This is a genomic window from Microbacterium gubbeenense DSM 15944, assembly GCF_000422745.1.
Taxonomy (GTDB): domain Bacteria; phylum Actinomycetota; class Actinomycetes; order Actinomycetales; family Microbacteriaceae; genus Microbacterium; species Microbacterium gubbeenense.
This window is the reverse complement of record NZ_AUGQ01000007.1, coordinates 84,147-97,215: the sequence shown is the minus strand read 5'-3', so window position 1 is coordinate 97,215 and position 13,069 is coordinate 84,147. Positions and strand designations below refer to the sequence as shown.

At 72.3% G+C, this 13,069-nt stretch carries 12 protein-coding genes; 7 read left to right on the top strand and 5 right to left on the bottom strand.

Annotated features, from left to right (window positions below):
• The first annotated feature begins 12 nt into the window (after positions 1-12).
• From G510_RS15655 to G510_RS0106390, 4 genes are read left to right on the top strand one after another with little or no spacing between them, the layout of a single operon-like run.
• Entirely contained in the window at positions 13-645 is a 633-nt protein-coding gene (locus tag G510_RS15655; RefSeq protein WP_157560449.1) for a DUF4129 domain-containing protein, read from the top strand.
• Positions 642-1,823 carry a DUF4350 domain-containing protein gene (locus G510_RS15650; protein ID WP_051216487.1) on the top strand — a complete coding sequence of 394 codons (1,182 nt, stop codon included), beginning with the start codon at positions 642-644 and terminating at the stop codon, positions 1,821-1,823. Before G510_RS15655 ends, G510_RS15650 begins: the two co-directional genes overlap by 4 nt.
• Positions 1,820-2,851 carry an AAA family ATPase gene (locus G510_RS0106395; RefSeq protein WP_029152964.1) on the top strand — a complete coding sequence of 344 codons (1,032 nt, stop codon included), beginning with the start codon at positions 1,820-1,822 and terminating at the stop codon, positions 2,849-2,851. The genes G510_RS15650 and G510_RS0106395 overlap by 4 nt, the downstream gene beginning before the upstream one ends.
• A gap of 3 nt (positions 2,852-2,854) precedes the next feature.
• Positions 2,855-4,165 (top strand): DUF58 domain-containing protein, encoded by a 1,311-nt coding sequence (locus G510_RS0106390; protein ID WP_029152963.1) that lies wholly within the window; start codon positions 2,855-2,857, stop codon positions 4,163-4,165.
• A gap of 85 nt (positions 4,166-4,250) precedes the next feature.
• Here the strand turns inward: G510_RS0106390 and G510_RS15645 are convergent, their stop codons facing one another.
• Entirely contained in the window at positions 4,251-5,564 is a 1,314-nt protein-coding gene (locus G510_RS15645) for an MFS transporter (protein WP_245563244.1), read from the bottom strand.
• Between the two features lie 159 nt (positions 5,565-5,723).
• Here G510_RS15645 and G510_RS0106380 point away from each other — a divergent pair, with 159 nt between their 5' ends.
• Positions 5,724-6,149, top strand: a complete 426-nt coding sequence (locus tag G510_RS0106380) for a Fur family transcriptional regulator (RefSeq protein ID WP_029152962.1) — start codon at positions 5,724-5,726, stop codon at positions 6,147-6,149.
• 68 nt (positions 6,150-6,217) lie between these two features.
• Here G510_RS0106380 and G510_RS0106375 read toward each other — a convergent pair whose 3' ends face one another.
• On the bottom strand, positions 6,218-7,213 hold the full coding sequence (locus tag G510_RS0106375) for a stage II sporulation protein M (protein WP_029152961.1): 996 nt from the start codon (positions 7,211-7,213) through the stop codon (positions 6,218-6,220).
• 54 nt (positions 7,214-7,267) lie between these two features.
• Between G510_RS0106375 and G510_RS0106370 the strand changes: the two genes are divergently transcribed.
• Positions 7,268-8,116, top strand: coding sequence for an RDD family protein (locus G510_RS0106370; protein ID WP_051216485.1), 849 nt, complete (start codon positions 7,268-7,270; stop codon positions 8,114-8,116).
• A gap of 10 nt (positions 8,117-8,126) precedes the next feature.
• Here the strand turns inward: G510_RS0106370 and G510_RS0106365 are convergent, their stop codons facing one another.
• Positions 8,127-8,333 carry a DUF3499 family protein gene (locus tag G510_RS0106365; RefSeq protein WP_029152959.1) on the bottom strand — a complete coding sequence of 69 codons (207 nt, stop codon included), beginning with the start codon at positions 8,331-8,333 and terminating at the stop codon, positions 8,127-8,129.
• Positions 8,334-8,356: 23 nt separating this feature from the next.
• On the opposite strand from G510_RS0106365, the gene G510_RS15640 reads away from it, so the two are divergent.
• Positions 8,357-8,815 (top strand): hypothetical protein, encoded by a 459-nt coding sequence (locus G510_RS15640; protein ID WP_029152958.1) that lies wholly within the window; start codon positions 8,357-8,359, stop codon positions 8,813-8,815.
• A 10-nt stretch (positions 8,816-8,825) separates the two neighbouring features.
• Here the strand turns inward: G510_RS15640 and G510_RS17480 are convergent, their stop codons facing one another.
• Both G510_RS17480 and G510_RS0106350 read right to left on the bottom strand, forming a co-directional pair.
• Positions 8,826-10,211: a DUF5719 family protein gene (locus G510_RS17480; RefSeq protein WP_051216484.1), complete on the bottom strand. Its 1,386-nt coding sequence runs from the start codon at positions 10,209-10,211 to the stop codon at positions 8,826-8,828.
• Complete coding sequence (locus G510_RS0106350) at positions 10,208-12,997, bottom strand: glycosyltransferase (RefSeq protein ID WP_029152957.1); 2,790 nt, start codon at positions 12,995-12,997, stop codon at positions 10,208-10,210. Before G510_RS0106350 ends, G510_RS17480 begins: the two co-directional genes overlap by 4 nt.
• Positions 12,998-13,069: the final 72 nt, after the last annotated feature.

Genomic DNA, 13,069 nt, shown 5'->3' with positions numbered 1-13,069 from the left:
CGTCTGGTCGCTGTGCTTCCCGACCCCGACGAAGCACGGGACTGGGCGGAGCGGGAACTCGAGAAGGCCGCGTATCGCGAGGCCGAGCCGACGCTCTTCGACCGCGTCGCGCAGGCGATCGGCCAGTTCTTCATCGACCTGTTCAACCCCCAGCTCGGGGGCGCGGCGTGGAGCCCCGTCTGGACGGCAGTCATCGTGGCCCTCATCGTCGCGATCATCGTCGTGGCGTTCGTGATCTGGGGCGCACCGCGCGGCGACCACCGCACGCGCCGCCCCGCGTCCGCCGGCGTCTTCGACGCCGACGAGCGCACCGCCGATGAGTTGCGCCGCGCCGCGCGCGCGGCCGCCGATGCGGGCGATTGGGACGGCGCGATCGTGCTGCGCTTCCGCGCGGTGGCGCGCGCCCTCGACGAGCGCGGCATCATCCACGCCCCGCCCGGCATGACGGCGCATGCGTTCGTGACGGCGGCGCGCGACTTCTTCCCGGCCCAGGCGGCCGACCTGGCCGCCGCGGGCGGGGTCTTCGATGACGTGCGCTACCTGCGCCGGCCGGGAACGCAGGGCTCGTCGGAGGCGATCGCCGCGCTCGACGAGGCGGTGCGCACCTCGCGTCCCGCGAAGATCGCCGAGGCGGCGTTCGCATGAGCCTCATCGCCACGACAGACACCTCGGAGCGGGCCCAGCGCACGTCGCGTGCGCGCCGCATCTGGAGCTGGGTCGCGATCCTCGCCGTCATCGTCATCACGGGATCCGTCGTGTACTCCTTCCAACCCGAATGGAGCGCGCCGGATCCCCTGGCGGCCGACAGCCCGCGCTACGACGGCGCGCGCGCCATCACGACGATCCTCGAGGAGCGCGGCACGACGGTCACCACCGCGGATGACGCGGACGCGGCGCGTGCGGCGCTCTCCTCGCGCTCGACGCTCGTGATCACCGACACGCGGAACCTCGACATCGAGACCCTGCGCGAGCTGGCGGACGACGCACGCGAAACGGTGATCCTCGACGGCGACATCGCCTCGCTCGATGCCGTCATTCCCGGGATCGAATACGCCGACGCGGGGTCGATGGACCCCATCGCCCCGATGTGCTCCTTCCCCGCGGCGGACAACGCCGGGGAGATCATCGCCGGAACGGCATATACGGCTCCGCCGGACGCCGCCGGCTGCTACCCGGTCGGCGACGGCTACGCGCTCGTGCGCGCGGAAGCGGCGAGCGGATCCGCCGTGACGGTGTTCGACGGCAACGCCGTGCTCGCGAACGAGAATCTCGCGCAGGCGGGCAACGCCGCCCTCGCGCTCGGCGTGCTCGGATCCACGGGCGACGTCGTCTGGTACTCGCCCTCGCCCGAGGACGCCGGCACGGCGGGGGCGGCGTCTTCGATCGCCGACCTCCTGCCGGGCTGGGTGACGCCCGCGATCGTGCTCGGGGTCCTCGCCGCCATCGCCGCGGGACTCTGGCGCGGTCGCCGGTTCGGCCCGCTCGTCGCCGAGACCCTGCCCGTCACGGTGCGCGCCGGCGAGACCCTCGAGGGTCGGGCGCGCCTGTACCGCTCGAGCGGTGAGCCCGCCCACGCGCTCGCCGCCCTGCGCCGCGGCGCCGAGGCGCGCATGACGAAGAAGCTGTCGCTGCCGCGCGATGCGTCGCCGGAGACCCTCGCGCGCGCCGTCGCGGGAGCGCTCGGCCGCGATCCGCGATCCGTCTTCGATACCTTGACGACCACGCCGGCCGACGATGCGGAGTTCGCCGAGCTCGGCGCACGGCTCCGCGAGGTCGAATCCGCCCTCGAGTCCATCGATCCCTGGGAGAAACGCTCACGATGACTGACCCCACACCCGCATCCGCCGCGCCGCAGCCCGCGGCTCCCGCGCCCCGTGCGCCGCATCAGACGCCCGCCGATCCCGACGCCGCGCGGTTGCGCGAGGCCGTCGGCCGCGTGCGCACCGAGGTCGGCAAGGCGGTGATCGGTCAGGACGGCGCCGTCAGCGGCCTGCTGATCGCCCTGCTCTCCCGCGGACACGCGCTGATCGAAGGCGTGCCCGGCGTCGCGAAGACGCTGCTCGTGCGCAGCTTCAGCAAGGCGCTCGGCCTCGACACGAAGCGCGTGCAGTTCACGCCCGACCTCATGCCGGGCGACGTGTCCGGATCGCTGATCTACGACGCAAAGGCCGGCGAGTTCGAGTTCCGCGAGGGCCCGGTATTCACGAACGTGCTGCTCGCCGACGAGATCAACCGCACTCCCCCGAAGACGCAGTCGGCGCTGCTCGAGGCGATGGAGGAGCGTCAGGTCTCCAGCGACGGCGTCACGCGCGCGCTGCCCGAGCCGTTCCTCGTCGCCGCGACCCAGAACCCGATCGAGCACGAGGGCACCTACACGCTGCCCGAGGCGCAGCTCGACCGATTCCTGCTGAAGCTGATCATCCGCGTGCCGGAGCGGGATGCGGAGGTCGACGTGCTCCGCCGCCACGCCGACGGATTCACGCCGCGCGACCTCGAGCGCATCGACCGGGCCGTGACGCCCGAGGAGATCCGCGAGGCACAGGATTCGGTGGATCGCGTCGCCGCGACCGACGAGATGCTCGCCTACATCGTCGACCTCGCCCGCGCGACGCGCGAGGCGGCGTCGGTCGAGGTGGGAGCGAGCCCCCGCGCCGCCACGGCGCTGCTGTCGGCGTCGAAGGCGTGGGCGTGGCTCGGCGGATACCCCGCGATCACACCCGACCACGTGCAGGCGATGCTGACGCCCGTGTGGCGCCACCGCATCCAGCTGCGCCCCGACGCCGAGATCGAGGGCGTGTCGGTCGACGCCGTCCTCGCCTCGGTGCTGCGGCAGACGCCCGTTCCGCGATAGACCGTGTACGTCACCGGCCGCTTCCCCCTCCTCGTCGCCATCGGCGTCGTGCCCCTCGTGCTGCTCAGCGCGGCGGGGTTCGGCGCGTGGACGGTGCTCGGAGGATGGGTGCTGTTCATCGCCCTGGTCGCCGCCGTCGACGTGGTCGCCGCGCCCTCCCCCGGATCCCTCCGCCTCTCGCGCGATGTGCCCGCGCGGGCGAAGCTCGGCGACGAGGTGATCACGCGCCTGCAGCTGGTCAACACGGGCGAGCGCACGGTGCGCGCCCGGGTGCGCGACGCGTGGCAGCCGACGGCGGGGGCGTCCGCGGCGCGCCTTCGCGCGTCCGTGCCGCCGCGGGAGTCCCGCACGCTCACGATCCCGCTGCTGCCGCGCCGGCGGGGCGAGCTGCGCAGCGAGTTCGTCACGATCCGCGTGCTCGGCCCGCTCGGCTTCGCTGGGCGCCAGCGGTCGATCCCCGCGCCGGGGGCGGTGCGGATTCTGCCGCCGTTCCGCGCGCGGCGCCACCTTGCGAGCCGCGTCCAGAGACTGCGCGAGCTCGACGGATCCACCTCGCTGCAGGTGCGGGGCCAGGGAACCGAATTCGATTCGATGCGCGAGTACGTCCGCGGCGACGACGTGCGCTCGATCGACTGGCGGGCGACGGCGCGCAGCACCTCGACGATGCTGCGCACGTGGCGGCCCGAGCGCGACCGGCACGTCACGATCATCATCGACACGGGGCGCACGGCGGCCGCGCGCGTCGGCGACGAGACGCGGCTCGATGCGACGTTCGAGGCGGCCATGCTTCTCACGGCCCTCGCGAGCCGCGCGGGAGACCACGTGCATGTCCTCGCCTACGACCGCGTGGTGCGGGCCCGGGTGACGGGCGTGGACGGAGCGCGCCTGTTGCCGGCGATGACCGACGCGCTTGCTCCGGTCGAGGCGCAGCTGATCGACACCGACTGGGATCACGCGTTCGGCGAGGCGCGTCGCCTCGCTCGGCGGCCGAGCCTCGTAGTGATCCTGACGGCGCAGGAGTCGCTGTCGAGCTCGCGCGACTTCGTGACGCGACTGCAGGGTCTGCCGGACGCTTCGACAACGGTCCTCGTCGGAACCGTCACGGACGCGGCGCTCGCGGAGACGGCGCGCTCGGACGGATCCGTCACCGACCTCTACCGGGCCGCCTCGGCGGAGGCGACGGTGCGCGACGCGGAGATCGTCGCGCACGCGATGCGCCGAGCGGGCGCCGAGGCGGTCTCAGACACCCCGGAACAGCTCCCGCCCCGCATCGCCGACCGCTACCTGCAGCTGAAGAAGGCCGGCAAGCTCTAACCCAAACCCTTCATTTCTGGCACATTTCCGTATGCAATTAGACGAAGAATCGTGCCAGAAATGAAGGGTTGTGCAGGGGGGAGGTTCAGGAGATGTCTTGGCGGGCGGTTTCCTTCGAGAACAGGGCCGCGGCCGACGAGATGACGCAGAGCACGAGCGTCACGACGCCGATGATGAGCGGCACGTGGTCGCTCGACGGCGGTGCGATGATCGCGAACACCGAGGGCATGAGGCCCGTGAGGAACAGCGCGATGTTCTGCGACAGCGCGAAGCCCGTGACGCGCGTCTCGGTCGGGAACATCTCCTGGAAGAAGCTCGCGTACGTGGCGTTGAACATCTGGTACATGATGCCGAACACGAGGATCGCGAGCACGAAGGTCAGCGCCACGTTGTGCGCCTGCACCACGAACAGGTACGGCACCGCGACGATGCCGCCGAGCAGCGGGCCGACGATCAGGAACGGGCGGCGGCCGATCTTGTCGGACGCCAGGCCGAACACCGGGATCAGGATGATCGCGACGATGTTCGCCACGACGGGGATCCACAGGTAGACCGCGGCGTCCATCTTCACGCCGTACGCCTCCTGCGTGGCGTAGGTGGTGCCGAAGACGACGACGGTCGTGCCGATGACGTTCGCGAGGCCCATGCAGACGGCCCGGAACACCGCGCCGCCGCTCGTGCGGAACAGCTGCACGATCGGCATCGTGCGGTTCTTCTTGTCGGCCTTGTCGACGAAGATCGGCGTCTCATCGAGCTTCGAGCGGATGATGAGCGCGACGATCACGACGACCGCGCTGAGGAAGAACGGGATGCGCCAGCCCCACGCGAGCAGGTCTTCGTGGGACAGGAACGTCGACAGCGGAATGAAGCTCGCCTGCGCGAGGATGCTGCCGAACTGGGTTCCCTGCAGCGCGAAGCTCATGAGGAATCCGCGCTTCTCCTTCGACGCATGCTCGGCGATCATCGTCGTCGCACCGCCCAGCTCGCCCGACACGGCGAAGCCCTGGATCAGGCGCAGCACCACGAGCATCGCGGGCGAGAGGACGCCGATCTGCGCGTAGCTCGGCAGGCAGCCGACGAGGAAGGTCGACACTCCCATGAGGAGCATCGCGAACACGAGGAGCTTCTTGCGGCCGTACCTGTCGCCGAAGTGGCCGAGCACGAACGCGCCGAGGGGGCGCGCGACATATCCCACGCCGTAGGTCGCGAGCGAGGCGATGATCGCAACGGCGGGGTTCTCCGACGGGAAGAAGACCGTCGGGAAGACCAGTGCCGCGGCGGAGGCATAGATCGAGAAGTCGTAATATTCGAGGGTGCTTCCCAGCCACCCGCTCACGGCGGCGCGGCCGCCCTGCCCCTTCTTCGCCTTCTTGGGGGCCCTCACATCGGCAGACGTCATCGTTCTCCTCGGCATCATCATCGACAAACGCAGGGTAAGCGCTTTCCCCATACGGTACGCCTCCGATCCACGATCGTCAAAACGTTTCATTTTCTCCCAGCTGGCGCACAGACAGCGACTCACAGTCATGAATCGTTCAGAACAAGTTAGAATCGGTTCATGCTCACTGCCATCGATGCGCCCGCTCGGCTCCGCGGCGCGGGCCTTCGGGTGACGACGCAGCGCACCGCCGTGCTCGAGGCGCTCGCCGAGACCGCGCACGCGGCCGTCGACGAGCTGCACGAACGCGTGCAGACGCGGATCCCCGGGGTGGCGCTGCAGACCGTGCACGGCATCGTCAACGACCTGACGAGCGCCGGGATCGCGCAGCGCGTGTCGCTCCCGGGCGCGACGAGCGCGCTCTACGAGATGGCGCGCGGCGACAACCACCACCACGTGCAGTGCGTCGTGTGCGGCCGCGTCGAAGACGTCGACTGCGTCGTCGGAGCCGCCCCCTGCCTCACACCGAGCCACACCCACGGTATGCGGGTGCTCGAGGCCGCGATCACCTTCCGCGGCGTGTGCGCCGACTGCGAACAGCGCTGAACCTGCCGCAAACTGCTCTGAATCGCGCCGAATAGAGCATCTTCCGGAAGGTTGAGGCGTCGGCGGGCTCAGCCCGCGACGAGCCGGGGCGTGCCGGCCTCGTACTCGGACAGGTCGCCGGTCTCCCCCAGCGCCGTCGCCCGGCGGCCGAAGAACAGCATGTAGAACAGGAAGATCCCGAGCGCGACCGCGCCGATTCCGATCTTCACGGCATGGGGCCAGGGCTGGCGGGTGACGAAGCCCTCCACGATTCCGGACAGCGCGAGCGCGAAGACGAGGCCGACGACGACCGTCGCGAGGGCGCGCCCCTCCGCCGCGAGCGCCGCCGCTCGGGTGCGCGCGCCGGGCGCGATCCAGGCCCAGAAGATCCGCATGCCCGCCGCACCGGCGACGAAGATGCACGTCATCTCCAGCAGGCCGTGCGGCAGGATGAACAGCAGGAAGTCGTCGCCGTGGCCGAACCAGTTCATGACGGCCGCCGAGACGCCGAGGCCCGTCGCGTTCTGCATGATGATGTAGACCGGCCAGATGCCGGTGATGCCGAACATGATCGCCTGTGCCGCGATCCAGGCGTTGTTCGACCAGACCATGCCCGCGAACACGCCCTCCGCGTGCTCGCTGTAGTACGCGACGAAGTCCTCCTCCGCGTACTGCTTCAGATCGGCCTCGTCGCCGAGCGCCGCCATGTACGCCGGATCCTGCTGCGCCCACCAGCCCACGAGCGCGACGATCCCGATGAACACGGCGGCGATCACGAGCGTCAGCCAGCGGATCCGGTACAGCGCCGCGGGGAGCTGCCGCGCGAAGAAGCGCGGGATCTGGCGCGCGACGTTGTCGGGCGCCCCGGTGAGCTTGAGGCGCGCGGTCGCGAGGATGTTCGAGACGTAGTCGCCGGCCGCGGTGCGCCCGACGGACGTCTTGATGTCGGCGAGGTCGGCCGACGCCGACCGGTACAGGTGCACGAACTCGTCGGTCTCGGGCCCCGTGAGCCTCTTCCGGCGCGCGAGCGCGTCGAGCCGATCCCACTCGGGGCGGCGCTCGTCGATCATCGCGTCGAGATTCATCGGCTCCAGCCTAATGTCGCCTGCCGCGCGCGGGCGGTCTGATTAACTGGTGGCATGTCGGAGACCACGCTCACGGGGCCGCGCGGACCTCGCGCGCTGGCGCTCGACGGCGAGGTGCTCACGGGCGAGGCGGTCGCCCTCGACCTCCAGCCGATCGGCCTCGGGCTGCGCGTGCTCGGCGGGCTCATCGACGCGGTGCTCGCCTGGCTCGTCTACCTCGCGATCATGATCTGGGGCGTGGGGTCGCTCTTCGACGCCGGCATCCTGACCGAGGGCACGCTCCAGATCTTCGCGATCGTGTTCCTCGTCGTGTGCTTCGCGGTCCTGCCGATCACGGTCGAGACCCTCACGCACGGCCGCAGCCTCGGCAAGCTCGCCGCGGGCGGCCGGATCGTGCGAGCCGACGGCGGCGCGACCGGGTTCCGCCACGCCTTCATCCGCGGCCTCGTCGGCGTTCTCGAGGTGTACATGTCGTTCGGCGGGATCGCGCTGCTCGTCGGCATCTTCACGCCGCGCGCCGAGCGCCTCGGCGACCTGGTCGCCGGCACGTACAGCGAGCGCGCGCGCCGTCCCGCGCTGCCCGCACCGGCCGCCTTCCTCCCGCCGGAGCTCGCGGGGTGGGCCGAGGTCGCCGATGTCGCGCGCCTGCCCGCCCGCCTCGACGCGCAGGTGACGCGCTTCGCCTCCTCCGCCGCGAAGATGCACGCGGGCGCCCGCGCGCGGATCGCCGCCGACCTTGCGCGCGATGTGACGCCGTTCGTCTCCCCCGTTCCGTCGGCCCCGCCGGAGGTGCTGCTGGCCGGCGTCGCCGCCGTGCGCCGCGAGCGCGAGCGCACGGTGCTGCGGACCGAGCGCGAGCGCGCCGCGCTCCTCGGCGGTCAGGATCCGTTCACGGGCGCATGACGCGCGCGGGTCAGTCGCGCAGGGACTCGTGCTTCAGGACCGCCCAGCCGGTGGGCACCGACATGCGTTCGGTGTGCTCGGCGCACAGGTCGTGGGCGTGCGGGTCGTTGTCGGCGCCGAGCGGCCCGAGCGCGGCCATGCGGCCCTCGTAGTCGAACGTCAGCGTCGCAACCGCCTCGCGCTGGCAGCTCACCTTCGAACAGATTCGATCCTCCACGCGTGCGAGCATATGCTGAATCCATGAAGTGGTCAGGTCGCGCGCGCCGCGAAGCGGAGGATCCGCCGGTTCCTCGGCTCGCCCGACACGGCCGACACGGGCGCGTCAATCGCAGCCAGCTGACGCGGCCGCCGCTGCCCGCCGTCGGATCGCGCTACGACCGCTTCACGGTCATGGTCACGGCGACCGCCGACGCCCTCAAGCAGACGTGGCCCGAGCTGCGCGACGTGCGCTTCGAGATCGGATCCATGCCGATCACCGCCGCCGAGGACGCCCTCCCCCGCTGGACGATCTATCGCGACCGCCAGCTGATCGTCATCCACCGCGTCGTGATCGAGCGGCTCGACCGCGCGCACGGGCTGCCGATGCACCGCGCCGACGACTTCCACAAGCGCCTGCTGACCGAGGGCGCCGTCTTCCGCGCGGCCGCCGACTACCTCGGCCGCGACCCGTGGGATCTCGGCGCCGACCCGTTCCACTGAGGAACGCTCCCTACGGGACGATCGTCACCGGCTCGGGCAGCGCGGGATCGGGATCGATCGGGAACCCCCCGATGGATCCGTCGACGCCGACGCTCGCGAGGCCCGACACCGAACCGCTCACGACGTTCACGGTGTAGGTCGCCTCGGCGGGCACGCTGATCGTGTCGGCGCGCCCCGCTGCGAGCTCGAGGGTCTGTGTGTCGCCGCCGCCGGTCGCGGTGATCTCGACCAACGCGCCCTCGTCCCCGAGCGCCGCGAAGCTCAGCGCCACGCTGCCGATGGGGCTCGCGGGCGCCGCGACGAGGGCGGATCCCTCGAGCGGCTCGCCCGGCGCGAACCACGCGTAGTCGTCGCTCGCCGCTTGGCGCACCGCCGAGACGAACGGGACGTCGCCGGACAGGCGCACGGCGTAGTTGCCGGCCTCGAGCCCATCGAACCCGACGCTCACGGGAACATCGGCCGTGAGCTCGGCGGTCGTGGAGAACACGGACTCGCCGGAGTCCTCCTCGACGACGTCAATGTCGACTGATCCGGACTCGCCGGAGGTGCCGAGCACCCGCACCTGGGTGGGATCCTCCCCTGCCTGCGCCGCCCGCTGGGTGACGTGCACGTGGGGAACGACGGCCTCCCGGGCCGGGAGCACGCCCGGCTGCAGGTCGACGCCGTACGGATCGAGCGTGCGCATCGTCGACGATTGCAGGCTCGTCCGGACGGGCGCGCCCTCGGCGATCACGCGGATGACGGGAGTCTCCTCCCCGCCCGCGATGCTCGCGACGGGCACGGCGCGCTGCTCGTGGGCCGGCACGGCGATCTCCCCGCCGGCCGGCGTCGTGCGCCCGTCGACGCCGTACACCGACAGCTGCACGGTCGCCGTGACGTCGCTCGGATTCGCGATCACGAGCACGTCGGTCGTGCCGGTCTCCACGGCCGAACCGGCGATCCACGACTCGGGGCTTCCGGGGCGGCAGGACGAGGCCGCGAAGCCGCGCAGGTCCGCCTCCTCGAGCGACGCCGAGGTCGCGGCGGCGACCGATACGGGGGCGCCGTCGACCGGATCCTGCGTGACGCTCGTGGCGGTTCCGACGTCGGGCAGCCCGATGTCCGCTTCCTGGACCGGGCCGTCGCCGGCCGCGGCGCCCGATGTCACCGCCGTGTCGGCGGCGGAGGCGAGCTTCGAGGCGTCCGCGGCGTCGCGGCCGAGCGCGAGAAGCGGTCCGTCGCACGCGAGCACCGTCTGCCCCGCCGCGGGCGTCACCTCGATCTGCGGCGCGGCCGGCGTTCCGGGCCCCGTCGCCGACACCGTGGGCCAGGGGGCGAAGCTCGCCGCGACGGCGGCCGCGGCGAGGACGACGCCCGCGGCCGAGCCGGCGACGATCCTGATCGTGCGGCGCGTCATGGTGTCTCCTTCCGCTCGTCGCCGATCGTGCGCGGCACGAGTTTCGCCTCGTCGCGCGTGCGGCGGGTCGAGATCGCCAGCAGCAGCGCGGCGATCAGGATCGCGACCTGGATGGCGCCGACGGTCCACGCGGTGGTCGTGTCGGATCCCGTGAGCCCGCCGCGCTCGGTGAGCTCGCCGTCGACGCGCCAGAGCACGCCGCGCTCGGTCTCGCCGACGCGCACGAAGCCGGCGCGCTGATCCATGGACGCCTGCGCGGTCAGCGCCATCACGCGCTGGTCGGTGTTCTGCGATCCGACGCTCTGGCGCAGCAGTACGAACGACACCCCGGCGTCGGCGAGGGGCTGCGTGATCGCCTCCGCGCTGCCCGAGATCACGCTCGCGGCGACCTCGGCGAGCCACTCGTCGTCGCTCGACACCGTAACGGCGGAGTTCGCGAGCACGGACGAGCCGCCGAGCGTCTCGCTCGATCCCCAGACCACGTGCGCCTCGGCGGATCCGTTCGTGAGCGGCTCGACGACGAGGGTGCCGATCTCGCGGTCTCCCGTCGCCTCGGCCGCGACGTACGCCGGAAGCGTCGTGAATTCGCCGGACGCGAGCGGCGTCGCCCCGCGATGCAGCGACGTCACCTGCGGCGCGATCGCGACGATCACGGCGACGACCGCGATGATCCCCGCGAGGCGGCGCACGGCCGTGCGGCGGACGGCGTCGATCGTGATCGCCGCGGCCAGCGCGAGACCGAGCCAGCCGAGGCTCAGGGCGCTGCCGGGCCACACGGGCACGGGCTCGCCCTCGGCGAACACGAGGCCGGCACCGACCGCGGCGACCGCGGTGATGCTGCCCAGGGCGGCCGCGGCGAGCGCGCCGACCGCGGCCCAGGAGCGCCCGGTCGCGGGGGCGACGAGCGCGATGACGGCGACCGGCACGACGAGCAGCGGCACCCACGAGGCGCCGTCGGCCGTGATGCCGAGGTCGGCGAGCAGCCGCGGCCACGCCGACAGGTCGACGAATCCGGCCGCGATCGACCACGCGTCCCCGTGCGCGAACGGCACGGGGGCGCCGGGATCGGCCAGCAGCGCCCACCCGGTGCCGCGCTCGACGTGCGCCGCGGCGACGGGGAAGAACATCGCGACGGTCGGCACGATGATCCACACGATGCGCGCGATGCCGCGGCGCCAGACGCAGATGGCGGCGACGAGCGCGGCGAGCCACAGCACGATGGCCGCGGGCCCCAGCGAGGGCGCGCACGCGAGCACGGCGGCGAGCAGGAGCGAGGCGGCCCCGGCCGTGGTCCAGGCGCGGTGCGCCGCGCTGGCGCAGTACGCGAGCCACGGCAGCAGCAGATGCAGGATCACCGCGGCGGGGCGACCCTCCGCGAGGGCGGACCACAGCGGCGGCGCCGCTCCCCAGAGCAGGGCGAGCGTGATGCGGGCGGCCGCGCCGTCGGCGACGCGCGTCGCGGCGAACCATCCCCCGAGCACGGCGAGCGGCGCCGCGAGGAGCCACAGGAGCACGAGGGCGTACGACGGGGCCGCCGGCCAGGCGGATCCGAGGATCGCCACGATGACCGAGAACGGATCGGCCGGCGCGACCTGGTCGATGCCCTCGGGGCGGAGGCCGTAGAACGCGTCCGACCACAGCCCGGCGACCGTGCCGCGCAGCGGCAGGAGCGCGCCTCCCGACATCGCGGGCCAGGTGAGGAGGGCGATGAACGCGCCGATGCTCGCGACGAGCGAGGCGAGGACGACCCACGCCCCGCCGCCCGAGAAGAAGCGCAGCGGCGCGCGAACGGGCGTGCGCGTGTCGTCGGAGGCGTGCTGGTGCGCGCGCAGCTCGGCGCGCGTTAAGCGCAGCGGATCGACCTGCGCCCAGGATCCGGTGCGGAACCGCCGCAGGCGCGAGCGCGAACGGGCGATAGACGGGATCCGCACGAGAACGGTGACGGCGGCCATCCACTCGGGCGCGACGCGGCCGGGCAGCTTCGCGAACAGGGCCACGATGGTGGCCCAGAGCGCGAGCGGCAGGAGCAGGAGCCACTGGAAGAAGACGAGCGCGGGGTGCGCGTAGGCGAGCCGGCGGTGAAGCCGTGCGACCCGCGACGCGTATGCGTGCGCGAGCGTCGGACGGTGCGCGGGCCACACCGCGACGCGGGCACGGGGGGCGAGTGCGAGGCGTCGCCCTGCGAGACGCGCGCGCACGCCGATGTCGAGGCCCTCGTCGATGCCGGAGAGGGCGCGGTCCGGCACGAGGTCTGCCACGACGTCGTGGCTGAGCAGCATGCCGCGGGCGTCGGCGCCGAGCACGTCATCGGCGTGGTCGTGCTGTCCTTGGTCGTACTCGCTGCGGGCGAGATCGACCGTGCGCCCCCACCGCGTCATGGTCGTGCCGAACGACTCGATGCGGCGGCGATCCGCGGCCTGCACGAGCTTGGGCGCCGCGACGGCGACCGACGGCTGACGCTCGAGCGCGGCGGTGAGGCTGGCGAGCGCATTCGGCTCGGGAATCGAGCCGTCGTCGATCAGCCAGGCGTGGGATCCCTCGGGAACGCGGTCGATCGCGGCCTCGATCGCCGCGGCGAAGGTCGCGCGCTCCGACACCGTGACGGCGGTCATCGCTGACGACGCATCGACGGCCTCGCGCACGGGAGATGGGTCGCCGCACACCACGATCGACATGCTGTCGACGGGCCGGGTCTGGGCGTCGAGCGCCGCGAGGGCGCGCGCGATCCGGGCCGCGGCCGAGGGGGAGGATCGCGTGACGAGAACGGCGTGAACTGGGGCGGGCATGACTCCGCAAGCCTATGACCGCACGAGCGCAGTACCGCTCACTGACACACCTGAGATGTCGCTGACAACGTG